Here is a 15,617-nt window from a genome sequence, read left to right as displayed (position 1 = left end):
TTTGTCAAATGCCGCCCGCGGAACGAGTATCTCCGGCGGACGGAGGTACTTCACATGAATGACCGAACAACGCATATCGCCACGGATGTAGGCCAGGGCGGCGTCACCACGGATGTCGGCCGGGGCGGCGTCACCACGGATGTCGGCCGGGGCGGCGTCACCACGGATGTCGGCCGGGGCGGCGTCACCACGGATGTCGGCCGGGGCGGCGAGCGGCGCCATGACGTCGTGGTCGTCGGAGGGGGCGCGGCCGGGCTGAGCGGGGCACTGACCCTGGCGCGTGCGCGCCGCTCGGTCCTGGTGATCGACGCGGGCCGGCCGCGCAACGCCCCCGCGTCCCAGGTCCACACCTATCTGGCGCACGAGGGGACGCCGCCCTCGCGGCTGCTGGCCACCGGCCGCGAGGAGGTGACCGGATACGGCGGCGAGATCACCGAGGGCGAGGTGGTGACGGCCGGGCGACTGGAGGACGGTGGCTTTCGTGTCGTCCTGGCGGACGGTTCGGCGGTCACGGCACGCAGGCTGCTGGTGACCACCGGTCTGGTCGACGAACTGCCTCCGGTGCCCGGCCTGGCCGAACGGTGGGGGCGCGAGGTGCTGCACTGCCCGTACTGCCACGGCTGGGAGGTGCGCGACCAGCCGGTCGGCGTGCTGTCCACCGGGCCGATGGCGGTGCATCAGGCATTGCTGTGGCGGCAGTGGAGCGGCGACGTGACGCTGTTCCGGCACACCGGGCCCGAGCCGGACGACGAGGAGTACGAGCGGCTGGCGGCGCGCGGTGTCACCGTCGTGGACGGTGAGGTGTCCGGTCTGGAGATCACCGACGGCCGGTTCACCGGTGTGACGGTGGCGGGAGCGGAGGGGCGGGTGTTCCCCTGCCGCGCCCTGGTGGTCGCCCCGCGTTTCACGGCCCGCGCCGGACTCCTCACCGGCCTGGGCCTCGAAGCCGCCGAGCGGGAGATGGACGGACACGTGATCGGCAGCCATGTCGTCTCCGACCCGTCCGGGGCGACAGAGGTACCGGGCGTGTGGGTGGCCGGCAATGTCACCGATCTGGCGGAGACGGTCATCGGCTCGGCCGCCGCGGCCGTACGCGCCGCCGCCGCGATCAACGCCGATCTGATCGCCGAGGAGACCCGCGAGGCCGTCGCCGCCCGCCGTGACCCCCGCAAGCACGGCGCGCCCCTGGGAACGAGCCACGCGCCTCCGAGAGCGAGCCGCGCGCCCCTGAGAACGAGCCGAGAGAGCGACGAGGAAAGAGGCATGACGACGATGACCGGCCACTCCACCCCGGACGAGCGGCACTCGTCCCACGGGACGCACAGGTCTCCCGAGGATTTCACCTCCTCCGAGGAGTACTGGGACGACCTCTACGGTCAGAGCGAACAGCGCTGGAGCGGGCGGCCCAACACCGTCCTGGTCCGCGAGGTCGCGGGGCTGGCCCCCGGCCACGCCCTGGACCTCGGGTGCGGTGAGGGAGCCGACGCGGTCTGGCTCGCACGGCAGGGGTGGCGGGTCACCGGCACCGACATCTCCGGCGTCGCCCTCGGCCGCGCGGCCGACCACGCGGAGGCGGAAGGGGTCGCCGACCGGATCGACTGGCAGCGGCACGAGCTGGGGGTGTCCTTCCCCGAGGGCCGTTTCGATCTGGTCTCGGCCCACTTCCTGCACTCCTACGGCGATCTGCCCCGCGAGAAGATCCTGCGGACCGCCGCGTCGGCCGTCGCGCCGGGCGGGGTGCTTCTGATCGTCGGGCACGCCGGGTTCGCCTCCTGGGAGGAGAACCCGCACACCGGCGTGCACTTCCCGACGCCCGAGGAGGTCCTCGCCTCCCTCGATCTGGCGGACGGCGAGTGGGAGGTGCGGATCTGTGAGGAGTACGAGCGGCAGCAGGACGGCCCGGCCGGACAGCCGGGCCACCGCAGGGACAACATCCTCAAGGTCCGGCGCCTGACGGATCGCGCGGCCAACTGACCAGCACCGTACGGCGAGGCGGCCGGCTGACCAGCACCGTACGGCGAGAGGGCTCCGGTGTCCCCTGTACGGGGGCACCGGGGCGGGTGCGGGCTGTTCAGGGCGGCGGGGCGGCAGGGCTGTGCGGGGAGGGTACGCGGCAACGGGGCCGTGCGGGGCAGCGGACCGCGCGGGCACGGGGCGGCGGTATGACGGCCGCCCTACGGCCTCGCGCCCACCTGGAAGCTGTTGCCGAAGGGATCGGTGATCTCCGCCATCCGTGCGTAGAACGTGTCCGAGGGAGCGCCCGCGGTGCCTCCCGCCTCGACGGCCCGCGCCACCGTGGCATCGGTGTCGGCGACCTCGAAGAGCGTGCCCCAGACGGAGGGCTGCCCCTGCGGTACGCCCATGATCCCGCCGATCTCATGTCCGTCGGGCCGGCGCAGGAACGTGAAGTCGGCGTCCGGGAGATCGTCGTTGCCGTCCAGGGTGTAGTCGAAGACCGCCGGATAGAACGCGCGCGCCGGTCCGGGGTCCGGGGTGGTGAGATCGTTCCTTACGAGGCTGCCGGGTTCGTTCACGATCTCGCAGCCGAGCCGCTCCCGTCCCTGCCAGAGCCCGAACTCCGCGCCGACCGGGTCCACCACCAGGGCGCCACGGCCCTGGTTCCCGATGTCATGCGGACTCTCGACGAGCGTTCCTCCGGCGGCCAGGACGCGCTTCGCGGTGTTGTCGCAGTCGTCGGTGGCGATGTACACGCGCCAGTGGCCCGGCACGGCCGCCTCCTTCGCCGCCGCCGGTTCGCGTGCCGCCACCGGACGGAGCCCCGCCACCGGGCGTCCGCGCAGCAGACACAGCGTGTACCGTCCCGCCGTCGCCGCTCCCGCCTCGAACTCCCAGCCGAACAACGCCCCGTAGAACGCCGTCGCGCGCGCCATGTCGGAAACGTCGAGTTCGATCCAGGTCGGGGTGCCTGTGGGCTGGTTGCCGGTCACATAACTCATGGGGGTTCTCCTGCCTCGCCGGCCGGGTCGGCCGTGTTCGTTCGACCCGTTCGACGCTAGGACCCATACAGGTCAGACCATGTCCTAGATGGCGGCCGCTGGATCCGACCGGTCCGATCCGCCTGTCCGGTCCTGATCCGCTGATCCGACTGATCCACCTGATCCGGCCGATCCACCTGATCCCTCTGATCCGCGTGATCGGTCCGAACGGTCCGAACGGTGTCGTACCAGGCTCGTAGAATCGGCGGATGAGCGCTCCTGATTCCGACCCCCGTCCCGAGGCGAGTCCGAAGGAGGGTCCTGACACGGGTTCCGTGCCGACCCCAGGCCCAGACCCCGCCACGAGCCCAGGACCGGACCCCGAGGCGACGGACCTCTGGGCGGCGGACCTCTGGGCAGCGGATCACGGGGCGACGGATCACGAGGCGCCAGACCCGTCAGCGACGGATCCCGAGGCAGAGGATCCCGAGGCGGCAGGTCACGAGGCGACGGGTCACGAGGCGACGGGTCCCAGGACGACGGATCACGGGACGGCGGACCCCGGGGCCGCGGATCACGAGACGGCGGATCGCGAGACGGCGCCAGGTGCCGGCGGGCAGGGCAGTGAGGCGCTGCGCGTGCTCCACCGCGTCTTCGGATACGACTCCTTCCGCGGGAGCCAGCAGGAGATCATCGACCATGTGGTGGCCGGTGGGGACGCCCTCGTCCTGATGCCGACCGGCGGCGGCAAGTCGCTCTGCTACCAGATCCCGGCGCTGGTGCGGAAGGGCGTCGGGGTCGTCGTATCGCCGCTCATCGCGCTCATGCAGGACCAGGTCGACGCGCTGAGGGCGCTCGGTGTCCGGGCCGGGTTCCTCAACTCGACGCAGGACCTCGACGAACGGCGCCTGGTGGAGGCGGAGTTCCTCGCCGGCGAGCTGGATCTGCTCTATCTGGCGCCGGAGCGGCTGCGCGTGGAGTCGACCGTACGGCTGCTGGAGCGCGGCACGATCTCCCTGTTCGCCATCGACGAGGCACACTGCGTCGCCCAGTGGGGCCACGACTTCCGCCCGGACTATCTGGCCCTGTCCGCGCTGCACGAACGGTGGCCCGACGTGCCCCGTATCGCGCTGACCGCGACCGCCACCGAGGCCACCCACGCGGAGATCGCCTCCCGGCTGAAGCTCCAGGACGCACGGCACTTCGTGGCGAGCTTCGACCGGCCCAACATCCAGTACCGCATCGCGCCGAAGAACGACCCGAAGCGGCAGCTCCTGCATCTGCTGCGCGCCGAGCACGCCGGGGACGCGGGGATCGTCTACTGCCTCTCCCGGGCGTCGGTGGAGAAGACCGCCGAGTTCCTGGTGAAGAACGGAATCGACGCGCTGCCGTACCACGCGGGGCTCGACGCCCGTACGAGGGCGGGGAACCAGGCGCGCTTCCTGCGGGAGGACGGGATGGTCATGGTGGCGACCATCGCGTTCGGCATGGGCATCGACAAGCCGGACGTACGGTTCGTCGCCCATCTCGACCTGCCCAAGTCCGTGGAGGGGTACTACCAGGAGACCGGACGCGCCGGACGTGACGGGCTGCCGTCCACGGCCTGGCTGGCGTACGGGCTCCAGGACGTCGTACAGCAGCGGAAGATGATCGACACCTCCGAGGGCGACGAGGCGCACCGGCGGCGGCTGGGCGCCCATGTCGACGCGATGCTCGCGCTCTGCGAGACGGTGGAGTGCCGCCGGGTCCAACTGCTGGCGTACTTCGGCGAGAAGAGCGGCGCGTGCGGCAACTGTGACACGTGTCTGACGCCCGCCGAGTCGTGGGACGGCACGGTGCCCGCGCAGAAGCTGCTGTCGACGGTGGTCAGGCTGAAGCGCGAACGCAACCAGAAGTTCGGCGCGGGACAGATCACCGACATCCTGCTGGGCAGGAAGACCGCCAAGGTCATCCAGTTCGATCATGACGCGCTGAGTGTGTTCGGTATCGGTGCGGAGCTGTCCGAGGCGCAATGGCGCAGCGTGGCACGGCAGTTGCTGGCGCAGGGGCTGATCGCGGTCGAGGGCGACTACGGCACGCTGGTGCTCACGAACGAGAGCGGTGAGGTGCTGGGCGGGCGACGCCCCGTCGTGCTGCGGCGCGAGCCGGAGAAGACGGCGGCGGCCCGGCCCGCGCGCGCGGAGAAGACGGCGAGGAACCGCGCCGCGGCCGTGGATCTGCCGGAGGAGGCCATGCCGGTCTTCGAGTCGCTGCGCGCCTGGCGGGCGGCGACGGCGAAGGAGCAGGGCGTGCCCGCGTATGTCGTCTTCCATGACGCGACACTGCGCGAGATCGCGGTCCTGGCCCCGTCGACCCTGGCGGAACTGGGCACGGTGAACGGAGTGGGCGAGAACAAACTGGCGAAGTACGGCGACCAGATCCTGGAAACACTCGGCACGGAATAACCCCCCGGCCAACCGCCCCCGGCCCCCCGGCCCTCGGCCCCCCGGCGGCCCGGCGGCCCGGTCCCACCCGCCCCGGGCGCCCCCTCCCGACGTCCCGACGCCCCTGACGTGCCCCTGACGTCATGGGGCGTCCGGAGGCGGTCGGGGCACGGGCGAGAATGGGCGGCATGCCGCTCCGGGACCGCTCACGCTCTACCGTTCACTGGTCGGGGAGATCGAGGCGCGGGTGACCGAGTACGGTGCCCCGAAACTCGTCGTCGACGGCCACGACAGCGTGGCGCGGACGGCGGCGGCGGTCGAGAAGGTCTTCGCCGAGTCCCTGGCCACGGGCCCGGTCGCGAGGACGGCGGCCGAGCGCGGACGGCTCCTTCGGTACGCCAACCGCGCCACGGTCCGCCAGTACGAGGCGTTCTTCGCGCGTCCGTGGTCGCACGGGGACGCACGGACGACCGTTCTCGCCTTCGCCTGCGAATGCGGACGGCCGGGGTGCGAGGACGACACCGAACGCGCCGTCGCCGACTTTCCGCCGCCGCCCGACGATGGCGCGTCCCCGCCGGTCCTCGCCCCGGGACACCGCCCCCCATGGACCGCCGGGGCGTAGACCACCCGCCGGGGCATAGACCACCCGCCCGGTCCGCCTCGGCTCGTTCGCCGGGCGCGTCCGCCCCGCCCCTGTCGGCCCCGTCACCGTCGCGCCACGGCTCCGCCCCGTCCCTGTCGGCCCCGTCACCGTCCCGCCACGGCTCCGCCCCGTCCCTGTCGGGCCGCGATCGTGGAGGCGCACTGATCCCGGCGAGCAGCGCCAGTTCCTCGCGGCGCGGACCGGGCACGCGCCTGTGTCCGCCCGGGGACAGCCCGACGTCCTCGGGCCGCGCCGGTTCGCGCCGGGCCCGCAGATATGCACCGAGGTGATGGACAGCCGCCATGCCCCCACGCCAGGCGAGTGTGGCGCGCCCTCATCCTGTCCCCGGCACTCCCAGGATCACGGGGGCCGTGGCTACTCCGTACCGCCTTCCGCACAGTGGCGGGTGAGAACAGCGACAGCACCGATGCGCGCCGTATGAGCGAGACCCCTACGGCGCACGCGCACAGATGAGGAAGTCCCCCCATGGCACGACCCGCGACACCGCCCACGCCGTCCATACCCACAGCCACAGCCACAGCCACGCCCACCGCACGGATCACCACGCCCTTCGGCTTCGCGTCCACCGCGGACGAGGTGGCCGCCGGTATCGATCTGTCCGGCCGCCGTGCCGTCGTCACCGGCGGCGCGTCGGGCATCGGCGTCGAGACGGCCAGGACCCTGGCGGCCGCGGGCGCCAAGGTCACCCTCGCGGTACGGAACACGGAAGCCGGCGCGAAGACCGCCGCCCAGCTCACCGCGGCGACCGGGCGCCCGGTGCTGGTCGCCCCGCTGGACCTGGCCGACCGCGCGTCGGTCGACGCCTTCACCGCCGCGTGGCGCGGACCGCTGCACATCCTGGTCAACAACGCCGGGATCATGGCATCGCCCGAGGAGCACACCCCGGAGGGGTGGGAGCTCCAGTTCGCCACCAACCACCTGGGCCACTTCGCGCTGGCCACCGGGCTGCACCCCGCACTCGCCGCGGCGGGCGGCGCACGCGTGGTGGCGGTCGGCTCCTCGGCGAACCTGCTGTCGCCGGTGGTCTTCGACGATCTCCACTTCGCGTTCCGGCGGTACGACCCCTGGCTCGCCTACGGGCAGTCCAAGACGGCCAATGTGCTCTTCGCGGTGGCGGCCAGCCGCCACTGGGCGGCGGACGGCATCACCGCCAACGCCCTCAACCCCGGCGCCATCGCCACCAACCTCCAGCGGCATGTGGGCAACCGGCTGACCACCCCGCCGGAGTCGCGCAAGACCACCCAGCAGGGCGCCGCCACCTCGGTGCTGCTGGCCACGTTTCCCGCGCTGGAGGGTGTCGGCGGCCGCTACTTCGAGGACTGCGCCGAGGCGGAGACCGTCACCCGCCGCCCGGACGACTACCACGGGGTGGCCGCGTACGCCCTCGACCCGGCGAACGCGGAGCGCCTCTGGGAGACATCGCTGCGGCTCACGGGCCGCGGCTGAACGGAACGCCGGGCCGCCCGCCGTCCAGGGTCTCTCTCGTGGCGAAGACGAAAGCCCCAGGGCCTGTCCCGTAGGACAGCGTCTAGGCCGTGCCGATCTGGAGGTGCCAGCGCCCCGGCGTCCCGGTCAGCGTGACGGTCGACAGCGGGCGGACGTCCACATACCAGTACGTGCGGGGCGGGGCCTTCAGCGCGTAGACCAGGGCAGCCCGTACCACCGCCGGTTCCGCGACCGCGACGATGGCGGCGATGTCCTCGGCGGGCCGGGTGTCCAGCCAGCCCCCTATCCGTGAGATGAAGGCCAGCAGCGGTTCACCGCCGTGCGGGGCGGCCCGCGGATCGGCGACCCAGGCGTCGACGGCCGCCGGTTCGCGGGTCATCACCTCGGAGAGGGTGAAGCCGCGCCAGCGGCCCATGTCGCAGTCGCGCAGGGCGGGCTGGGCGAGCGGCGCGAAGCCCAGCGCGTCCCCGGTGGCGCGGCTGCGCGGCGTCGGTGAGCAGTAGCGAAGATCGGCGGCGGCCAGCGGGATCAGGGCAGGGGCGACGAGCTGCATCTCGTACCATCCGACCTGGTCGAGAGGCCGGTCGTCGTCGAAGCGCTCGTCGAACACGTCCGAGCTGCGCGCGGCGGCGACCAACGTGACGCGAACACTCATGGCCGCGATCGTGGAGCCGAATGCCCCGCAGGTCAAGAGGCGCCCGGTGGCCGCCCTTCGGGAGACCGGAAACCCGCTCCGCCGAGCGCCTCGTCGCAGGCCGTACGGAGCCGTCGTACCCCCTCGGTGATCTCGGCGGCGCCCGCCACCGCGGCGAAGCTCAACCGCAGTTGTGCGGCGGGGGGTTCGGCACTGAAGTACGGACGGCCCGGTGCCACCGCGACCCCCGCGCGCAGGGCGGCGGAGACCACGGCCTGCTCGTCCGTGCCGTCGGGAAGCCGGACCCAGAGCTGGTATCCGCCGGACGGAATGTGTGGAAGGGCCAGCTCGGGCAGCTCGGCCAGCAGCGCCGCGGTGAGGGTGTCCCTGCGGATCCTCAACGCCGTGGAGACGGAGCGCAGATGCCGGTGCCAGGCGGCGGACCCCACCAGTTCCAGCGCGGCTTCCTGGAGCGGACGCGGTACGAAGAAGGTGTCGACCACATGGATGGCGCGCACCCGCTCCAGGACCGGGCCCCGGGCCACGAGCGCGCCGACCCGCAGGCTCGGGGAGGTCGCCTTGGTGAGTGAGCAGACATGGACGACCACACCGTCGGGGTCGTCGGCGGCGAGCGGCCTCGGCAGCGGGCCCGCGTCCTCGTGGACGAGCCGCCGTACGAAGTCGTCCTCGACGATGAACGCCCCGGCCTCCCGGGCGATCCGCAGCACCTCGGGGCGGCGGTCCGGGGAGAGCACGGCGCCCGTGGGGTTCTGGAAGAGCGGCTGGCACACGAAGAGCCGGGAGCCGGTGGCCCGGAAGGCGGCGGCGAGCAGCTCGGGCCGTACGCCGTCGCGGTCCACCGGTACGGGTACCGGCCGCAGCCCGGCGGCGCGGGCGATCGCCAGCATCCCCGGGTAGGTGGGCGATTCGACGAGCACCGGGGCCCCGGGCGGGGCAAGCGCCCGCAGCGCCGTGGTCAGCGCGCTCTGGCCACCCGCCGTGACCAGGACCTCCGCCGCCGTGACGGGCTCCCCGATCCCCCGGGCGAACCACTCGCGCAGTTCGGGCAGGCCGTCGACGGGCGGGCGGCCCCACGCCCCGGGGCGCCGGCCCGCCCGCGCCAGGGCGGCGGCCATCGCCTGCTCCGGCTGGAGGGAGGGGTGCAGATAGCCGCCGTTGAACTCGATGACACCGGGCGGCGGCGCGGCGAGCGTGACCAGCACACCGGAGGCGTCGACCGCGCGCGGTACGGGTTCGGCGGAGGCGTCGGCGCTGAGGGCGACCTCCTGCCAGGACGTGTCACCGCGGGGCGGTGACACGGCGCGCGCCGGCGCCCGGAAGGCCCCGGCACCCGGACGGGTGACGACCAGCCCCTCGGCGGCGAGCCGGGCGAGGGCGCGGGAGACGGTCACCGGGGAGACTCGGTAACGGTCGACCAGCACTCTGCTGGACGGCAGCTTTCCACCAGGTGAGTAGCGGTTCAGCTCCTTCCGCAGGGAATCCGCCAACTCCGCGACACTGCTACGCTCTTGCATGACAGCACAGGATAGCGCTACTCCTCACACTCCGATAGCGGTCGGCGGTGGCACGCTCCTCGCCACGCTGGGCGTCGTCGCCTTCTCCCTGACCTTCCCGTCCACCGTGTGGGGGCTGGAGAGTTTCGGTCCGTGGTCCCTGGTCGCCGTCCGTGGCGCGCTCGCCGCGCTCCTCGCGGGCGGCTTTCTGCTGGCGCGGCGCGTGCCGGTTCCCGAGCGCCGCCACTGGAGCGGGCTCGTGGTGGTCGGCGGCGGGGTCGTGGTGGGCTTTCCCCTGCTGACGACACTGGCACTGGAGACCTCCACCACCTCGCACGCGGCCGTCGTCGTCGGGTTGCTGCCGCTGACCACGGCCGCTTTCGCGGCGGTCCGCACGGGCCGGCGCCCCTCCCGTACCTTCTGGCTGGCCGCGCTCGCCGGCGCGGCCGTGGTGATCGCCTTCGCGGTCCAGCAGAGCGGTGGGGCCCTCTCGACCGGCGATCTGTATCTCTTCGGCGCGCTGCTGGTGTGCGCGGCGGGCTATACGGAGGGCGGCAGGCTGGCCCGGGTGATGCCCGGCTGGCAGGTGATCGGCTGGGCGCTGATCGGATGCCTGCCGCTGGCGGTGGCGGGCGCGGCGGTGGCTCTCGCGTTCGAGCCGGTGCGCTGGACGGCCCACGGGGTGATCGGGCTCGCCTGGGTGGCGGCCGGTTCGACCTTCTTCGGCCTGTACGTCTGGTACCGGGGCATGGCGTCGATCGGTATCGCGAAGGCCAGTCAGCTTCAGCTCGCCCAGCCCGTGCTGACCCTGGTCTGGTCGGTGCTGCTGCTCGGCGAGCACCTCACACCCGCGGCGCCGGTGGCGGCGGTGGCGGTGCTGGTCTGTATCGCGGTCACCCAGCGGGCCGGCACCTGACCCTCTCCCGGCCCCCGCCTTCTCCCTCCCGGCCCACCTCCTCCGGCTCCCGCCTTCTCCCTCCAGGCCCACCTCTCCCGGCTCTCCTCTGCTGTCGCTCCCCGCTGCCTCCTGCCGAGCGAGTCTCCTGCTGAGCGCGCGCCCCGCGAACCCCCGTCACCTCCCGGCGGGCTTCGCGTAGTGGTCCGCCACCGCGCGGGTCATCACCCCGATCGGATCGGCGCGGACCTCCTTCGCCGAGAAGTAGCAGTGGCCGCGGGCTGGGCGGGTCACCCGCCTTGTAGAGGGCCTCGCCGAAGTAGAGATCGACGCCCGTTCCCCGTACGCACCGTCCCACCAGCGCGGCGTAGTCGACCGCCGCGAAGCCGATGTTCCAGTAGAGCTGCGGGAAGCTCTACTCCTTGGCGTTCGTAGGCGTCACGTGGAGTTCCGCTGAATTGGCGGAGCTTGAAGAGCTCCGGAGAATCAATGCGTCCCTCCCCGAGGAAGCTCCGAGAGCTCTACTATCGGTCCGTCTGTCTATTCTCACGGACGACATCACCTCCCCCGTTCGGCAGGAACTCGATCTATGGCGTGAAGCCAATCACGACACCCCAGGTAATCATTGAGTGGCGCCAAAGGCTCCACAAGAATCTCAAGTCCCTCAATGACCCCATCGACCTGTCCAGCCAGGTCGGGAAGATCATGGTCTCTCTCATTGCCGGTATGGCGGAGATCGAAGCAGCCAACATCGGCGTCCGGGTCTCTTCCCTGTGGCGACGATCGCCGGTTTGGCTAACCGGTGATCGTCGGCTATGTTCCGATCGCCCCGTACCGCCTGACGTCCTCGTCCGCTGCCGACGGTGTCGGCCGGTACGCGTTCAAGCACCCGACGCCCGTCTGGTCCTCGACCAGCAGACCCGCCTCACAGAAATGCTTAGACGTCGTTTCTTTTGGTGTGATTGAGGGTGTCGGGGCTATGCATCGGTCCATCCCGCGGTGTTTGAGTAGGACTCGTAGGAGTAGCGGGTATTGCGGTCCCACTCTTCACCCGTGATGCGTCTGTACGCCTCGTCCGGCACGTAGAGCAGGCTCTCTGCCCAGATGAGGTCTCGGACGTAGGGTGTAAACAGTCGCGGATCGCGGAGTAGTGCTTCGTGGACTTCACGGCCGGCGGCCACGACCGCTGCGCGGGTGTACAGGAAGCTGTCGCTCGACAGGTCGTGCCCGTACTCCTTGCGGTCCAGTCGGTAGAGCGCCCACGACAGCTGTTCGGCGAATCCGATGACCGTCGCTGGCGGGCCAGCTGAGAGGCGGCTTGTCAGTGCCGCTGCCAGTTGTTCGGCATCCGGGTCGGGCGTTGACGAGGTGCAGTCGTCGATGAGCTGCCAGAAGGCGTTCTCGTTCATGCCGCAGAGCATGACGGACGGCTGTGACAGTGACCGGGCGGCGCCCGCCTGTCGCTCGCCCGGTCCGCCACTACCTGACCAGACGACGGTGACAGATGAGAGCTGCGGCGATACCGACGAAGGTGGGGAAGTGCTCGGCCTTGCGTGTGTGACGTCAATGCAGGGCGGCGGCATCCAGCCAGCCACGACACGGTGCGTTCGACCACCCAGCGATGCCGCCCAAGCCGCTGGGATGAGTCGATGCCCTTGCGGGCAACGCGGTGGCGGATGCCTCGTCCACGGAGCCATTTCCGCGGTCCTGTCAGTAGCCCCCCAATTGCCGCTCGCAAACTGACGGAGTCGCTCGCGCACCGCGACCAGTCCAACTCGCCGCGTGCGCCAAGCTCGTCCAGGAGGACCCGGTGGAGCCTGGCCCACACGCGGTCCCGGCTCCACTGCGCGAAATGTCGGTAGACGTGGACCAGGCAGGGCCGAAGACCGGCGGCAACTGTCGCCAGGTGCAACCCGAAGTGGCCACGAAGAGCAGTTGCAGCCTTTGGCGCATCCGCATGTGTCACCGTCGGACGCCTCGGGTGAGTGGCCGATGGTGGGAGCGCAGCAGCCCTTGCCCTGCCAGGCGTCGCGGCCCTCCTTGACGGCAACGGCGGCGGATGACGAGGGCGGCGATCGGGTCGGCCCACGACCGGCCGAGTAGGAGGTTGGCCAGTTGGCCGACCAGGAGTACAGCCGACAGGTATGTGCAGAGCCGGGTCTGCTTGGAGTCGGCCACCGCCGAGGCGGAGCCGAGTACCTGACCTGTCTTTTTTGACGTCGCCTCCGCCCCAGAGTTGATCATTGTCCCTGATCTTCCTCGCGTGCTGAGGCGAGCCTGTCCTGGAGCCGTGCGCGCCGGAACTGGTACACGGCGCCCGCCTGGCGCAGCACGCCCCGTCCATGGGCCTCGGTGAGGAGGCCATCAGGGGCCAGGGGAGTCGGCCTGGCGGGCACAGCCAGAGGCGGGCGGTGAGCAGTCGGCCCCAGGCGGAGAGGAGGAAGGCGATCAGACCGGCCGGGAGGAAGGCGAGCACAGCGGGGTCCCCCGTGTAGGGAAGCGTGAAGATGGCGAGGATGACGCAGATCGTGCCGAAGATCGTGATCAGGAAACCCCGGACGACTCCCGTGTCGGGGTCCGCGAGCAGACTTGCCGGCGGGCTGGGCGTACGGGCGATGTCGACCGGTGCGCCTGGACCAAGCTGGACTCTGCGGTCCCGGCGCAGCGCGCAACCACGCCAACAGGGCCTCCTACTGCTTGAGTTGGTTGGCGCTACCGAGCTATCAAGAGTCCCTGTTCTCATGGCCGATGCCAGCCACGATCATTCAGAGACTCCCGTTCGACCGGCACATCTCAAGACCGGTACGACAACAGCCACTGAGCGCGGGAGCCGTCTACGAGTCATCCAGGGCACCTGTGCCAGGGAGTCTCTGGCACAGGTGCGCAATTCTCCAGATCTGGCGAGCGTTACAAATACCGGACTGGTGCTCAGATGCCGCTGGGGATTCAGTGGGCCGAGGTCCGGGCCAGCAGCACGGTCAGCGCGGGCAGCGCGGCCTTGAGGGCTTTCTCCCGCCACCGGTCGGCCTGGGCGTCGAAACCGTTCGGCGTCGTCGCCGGAGCACACAGGGCCCCGATCACCGTCTTGAGTGCTTCCTTGGGGAGGTCCTCGCTCATCGCGAGATCCCGCCACAGCCGGTACGTACGGGCAATGACCATTCCCGGATCCCCGATCGGTGACCGGACGCCGGCATCGGGTGGGGGCCCGGTTCCGTGGTGCCGGTTGTCGGGCCGGCCAACGTGGCCGGGCTTCTCTATTGGGAACGCGGCCCCGCGCCGTTGCCCAGCATGACCGGCACCGCTGCCGTGACGGCGGCTGATGCGACGGGCAACCGGGTGGCCGCGCCGGCGCGGAGGCCGTCCAGGGTGAAGGCGAGCTGACGGCGCCAGGCGTCCGGGGCGGTGGCACCGACGGTCCGCGTCAGGTGGGCGTTCAGCCAGAAGATCACGAAGACGTCGTCGGGTGTGAGGTCGGCACGGAGCGAGCCGTCCGCCTGGGCGTCCGTGATGAGCCGCGTACCGAACGCGATGGATTTCTCACAGGCCGCGCTGAGCTCGGTGGCATTCTGGTAGGCCCGGGCGATGACGTCGTTGAGCGCCGCGTCGGCCGCTTGGAGCGCGCACATGCCTTCTACGTACGAAACGAACCGCTCCCATGGCCCGACCTGCTTCGCCGCCTGTCGCATGACGCGGTCGAGGCTCCTCATCGCGAGGTCGGGGAGCACCGCGTCGATCAGTTCCTGGCGGCTGCGGAAGCGGTTGTACAGCGTCCCGACGCTGACGTCGGCCCGCTGGGCGACGTCTTCCAGGGGAGCTTCCAGGCCGCGTTCCTGGAAAACCTCAAGAGCGGCGCGCTTGAGCTTCTCCAGGTTCCGGCGGGCGTCCGCGCGCAGGGGCGGGCGGTCAGGCATGGCACCTCCACGAAACTTGACGGTACCCCTCATGTTGGAGTTACCGTTGACCTTAACTTGAGGCATTGCCTCAGAATATCTCGGAGGAGGACGGTCTCATGGCCAGGACAATCGCGCTGTTCGGCGCCGGCGGCGGAATGGGGCAGGCGGTGGCCCGGCGTTTCGGCCGGGAGGGGTACCGGGTCGCGCTGGTCGCCCGCCGCCGCGAACCCCTGGACGAGCTGGTCGCCACGCTCGCGGCGGAGGGGATCGAAGCGGCCGGCTTCACCGTCGACCTGCGACGCACCGGAGAGGTTCCCGCCCTCGTCGCGGAGATCCGGAAGCGGTTCGGACGGATCGACGTCCTCAACTACGCGCCGTTCACTCCCGCCGCCCTCACCACGGCCGCCGATCTTGACGCCGCCGAGCTGCGGGAGTGGGCGAACCTGTACCTGCTGACCCCCGTCGAGCTGGTGAACCAGGTACTGCCGGAAATGCTGGAGCGCGGGAACGGCGGGATTCTCTTCGTCTACGGCTCGTCGGTGATCATCCCCGCGGCGGGTGTGTCCGGTCCTGTTCCGCTCATGGCGGCCGCGCGCAACTACATCCTCACCCTTCACCAGGAAGTGGCGGGCCGAGGCGTCTACGCCGGCGGCCTCGCGGTCCGGGCCCTGATCGCGCGGAGCCAGACCGACCAGGCGGTACAAGGGGGCGAGTTGAAGCTGAATATGGAACTTCCCACGGTGGAACCCGACGAGCTCGCCGACCTCGAATGGCGGCTCATGCGCACACGGGACCGCGCCGACGTCCTGTACCCGGCCCCACCGCGCGATGGGGCTTGAGTCCAGCGCCGGGAGGGGCCGGGCTTGTGGAGGCGCGTACGACCAGCTCCGGTACGAGTGCCTCCTGGCGCCGTGGGGTTCGCTCCCCGTCTCCTCCATCACACGCTCTCTTCCCGACGGACGGAGAAGGCACACGCGGCAGCCGCCAGGACTGCCGCCTCCGCGGCCCCGTTTCGGGAGTTGCGGCACCCGCGCCCAAGCCGTGGTGGCCGGCGTTCTCGCAGAACGCGTGTCATCGGACCCCGCTCCCCGACCCAGCCAGATCCAAACGAAAGACACTAGGACTTGTCCGGTCGATCATGTGACTGCTTCGTGTGCGGGTCGTTGGTGTGTGCATGGGGCGGGGTGATCTGAGTGATGCGGAGTGGGAACG

At 71.0% G+C, this 15,617-nt stretch carries 12 protein-coding genes and 4 pseudogenes; 6 read left to right on the top strand and 10 right to left on the bottom strand.

Annotated features, from left to right (window positions below; genetic code table 11):
• The first annotated feature begins 54 nt into the window (after nt 1-54).
• Entirely contained in the window at nt 55-1,974 is a 1,920-nt protein-coding gene (locus tag ACFYYH_RS32030) for an FAD-dependent oxidoreductase (RefSeq protein WP_388558601.1), read from the top strand.
• Nucleotides 1,975-2,174: 200 nt separating this feature from the next.
• Here the strand turns inward: ACFYYH_RS32030 and ACFYYH_RS32025 are convergent, their stop codons facing one another.
• A complete protein-coding gene (locus ACFYYH_RS32025; protein WP_388558598.1) occupies nt 2,175-2,957 on the bottom strand; it encodes a VOC family protein in 783 nt (260 codons plus the stop codon).
• 617 nt (nt 2,958-3,574) lie between these two features.
• Here ACFYYH_RS32025 and recQ point away from each other — a divergent pair.
• Nucleotides 3,575-5,380 carry a DNA helicase RecQ gene (gene recQ, locus ACFYYH_RS32020; RefSeq protein WP_388558595.1) on the top strand — a complete coding sequence of 602 codons (1,806 nt, stop codon included), beginning with the start codon at nt 3,575-3,577 and terminating at the stop codon, nt 5,378-5,380.
• Between the two features lie 226 nt (nt 5,381-5,606).
• The gene (locus ACFYYH_RS32015; protein WP_388558592.1) at nt 5,607-5,981 is read left to right on the top strand and encodes a hypothetical protein; all 375 of its coding nucleotides are present in this window, start codon (nt 5,607-5,609) and stop codon (nt 5,979-5,981) included.
• Nucleotides 5,982-6,162: 181 nt separating this feature from the next.
• Here ACFYYH_RS32015 and ACFYYH_RS32010 read toward each other — a convergent pair.
• Nucleotides 6,163-6,306: pseudogene (locus tag ACFYYH_RS32010) on the bottom strand (transcriptional regulator); the annotation flags it as partial.
• A 182-nt stretch (nt 6,307-6,488) separates the two neighbouring features.
• On the opposite strand from ACFYYH_RS32010, the gene ACFYYH_RS32005 reads away from it, so the two are divergent.
• Entirely contained in the window at nt 6,489-7,469 is a 981-nt protein-coding gene (locus tag ACFYYH_RS32005) for an SDR family NAD(P)-dependent oxidoreductase (RefSeq protein WP_388558590.1), read from the top strand.
• A gap of 82 nt (nt 7,470-7,551) precedes the next feature.
• On the opposite strand, the gene ACFYYH_RS32000 is transcribed toward ACFYYH_RS32005, so the two are convergent.
• Together ACFYYH_RS32000 and ACFYYH_RS31995 are read right to left on the bottom strand one after the other, a co-directional pair.
• The gene (locus tag ACFYYH_RS32000) at nt 7,552-8,124 is read right to left on the bottom strand and encodes a histidine phosphatase family protein (RefSeq protein WP_388558587.1); all 573 of its coding nucleotides are present in this window, start codon (nt 8,122-8,124) and stop codon (nt 7,552-7,554) included.
• A 32-nt stretch (nt 8,125-8,156) separates the two neighbouring features.
• On the bottom strand, nt 8,157-9,638 hold the full coding sequence (locus tag ACFYYH_RS31995) for a PLP-dependent aminotransferase family protein (protein ID WP_388558584.1): 1,482 nt from the start codon (nt 9,636-9,638) through the stop codon (nt 8,157-8,159).
• Between ACFYYH_RS31995 and ACFYYH_RS31990 the strand changes: the two genes are divergently transcribed.
• On the top strand, nt 9,637-10,533 hold the full coding sequence (locus ACFYYH_RS31990) for a DMT family transporter (protein ID WP_388558581.1): 897 nt from the start codon (nt 9,637-9,639) through the stop codon (nt 10,531-10,533). The two genes, ACFYYH_RS31995 and ACFYYH_RS31990, sit on opposite strands and share 2 nt — an antisense overlap.
• Before the next feature lie 156 nt (nt 10,534-10,689).
• Here ACFYYH_RS31990 and ACFYYH_RS31985 read toward each other — a convergent pair.
• From ACFYYH_RS31985 to ACFYYH_RS31960, 6 genes and pseudogenes are all read right to left on the bottom strand, one after another.
• A pseudogene (locus tag ACFYYH_RS31985) lies at nt 10,690-10,921 on the bottom strand (hypothetical protein); the annotation flags it as partial.
• A gap of 568 nt (nt 10,922-11,489) precedes the next feature.
• Nucleotides 11,490-11,921, bottom strand: a complete 432-nt coding sequence (locus ACFYYH_RS31980; RefSeq protein WP_388558691.1) for a DUF4240 domain-containing protein — start codon at nt 11,919-11,921, stop codon at nt 11,490-11,492.
• A 187-nt stretch (nt 11,922-12,108) separates the two neighbouring features.
• Nucleotides 12,109-12,214 (bottom strand): annotated as a pseudogene (locus ACFYYH_RS31975) (IS5/IS1182 family transposase); the annotation flags it as partial.
• Between the two features lie 229 nt (nt 12,215-12,443).
• Nucleotides 12,444-12,735: pseudogene (locus ACFYYH_RS31970) on the bottom strand (cation transporter); the annotation flags it as partial.
• A 723-nt stretch (nt 12,736-13,458) separates the two neighbouring features.
• Complete coding sequence (locus tag ACFYYH_RS31965; RefSeq protein WP_388558579.1) at nt 13,459-13,671, bottom strand: hypothetical protein; 213 nt, start codon at nt 13,669-13,671, stop codon at nt 13,459-13,461.
• 95 nt (nt 13,672-13,766) lie between these two features.
• Entirely contained in the window at nt 13,767-14,423 is a 657-nt protein-coding gene (locus ACFYYH_RS31960; protein WP_388558577.1) for a TetR/AcrR family transcriptional regulator, read from the bottom strand.
• A gap of 98 nt (nt 14,424-14,521) precedes the next feature.
• Between ACFYYH_RS31960 and ACFYYH_RS31955 the strand changes: the two genes are divergently transcribed.
• Entirely contained in the window at nt 14,522-15,244 is a 723-nt protein-coding gene (locus tag ACFYYH_RS31955; RefSeq protein WP_388558574.1) for an SDR family NAD(P)-dependent oxidoreductase, read from the top strand.
• Nucleotides 15,245-15,617: the final 373 nt, after the last annotated feature.

The organism is Streptomyces sp. NPDC002018 (assembly GCF_042890865.1).
Lineage (GTDB): Bacteria > Actinomycetota > Actinomycetes > Streptomycetales > Streptomycetaceae > Streptomyces.
The sequence above is the reverse complement of the archived record's forward strand: the minus strand, read 5'-3'. Positions and strand labels throughout refer to the sequence as shown.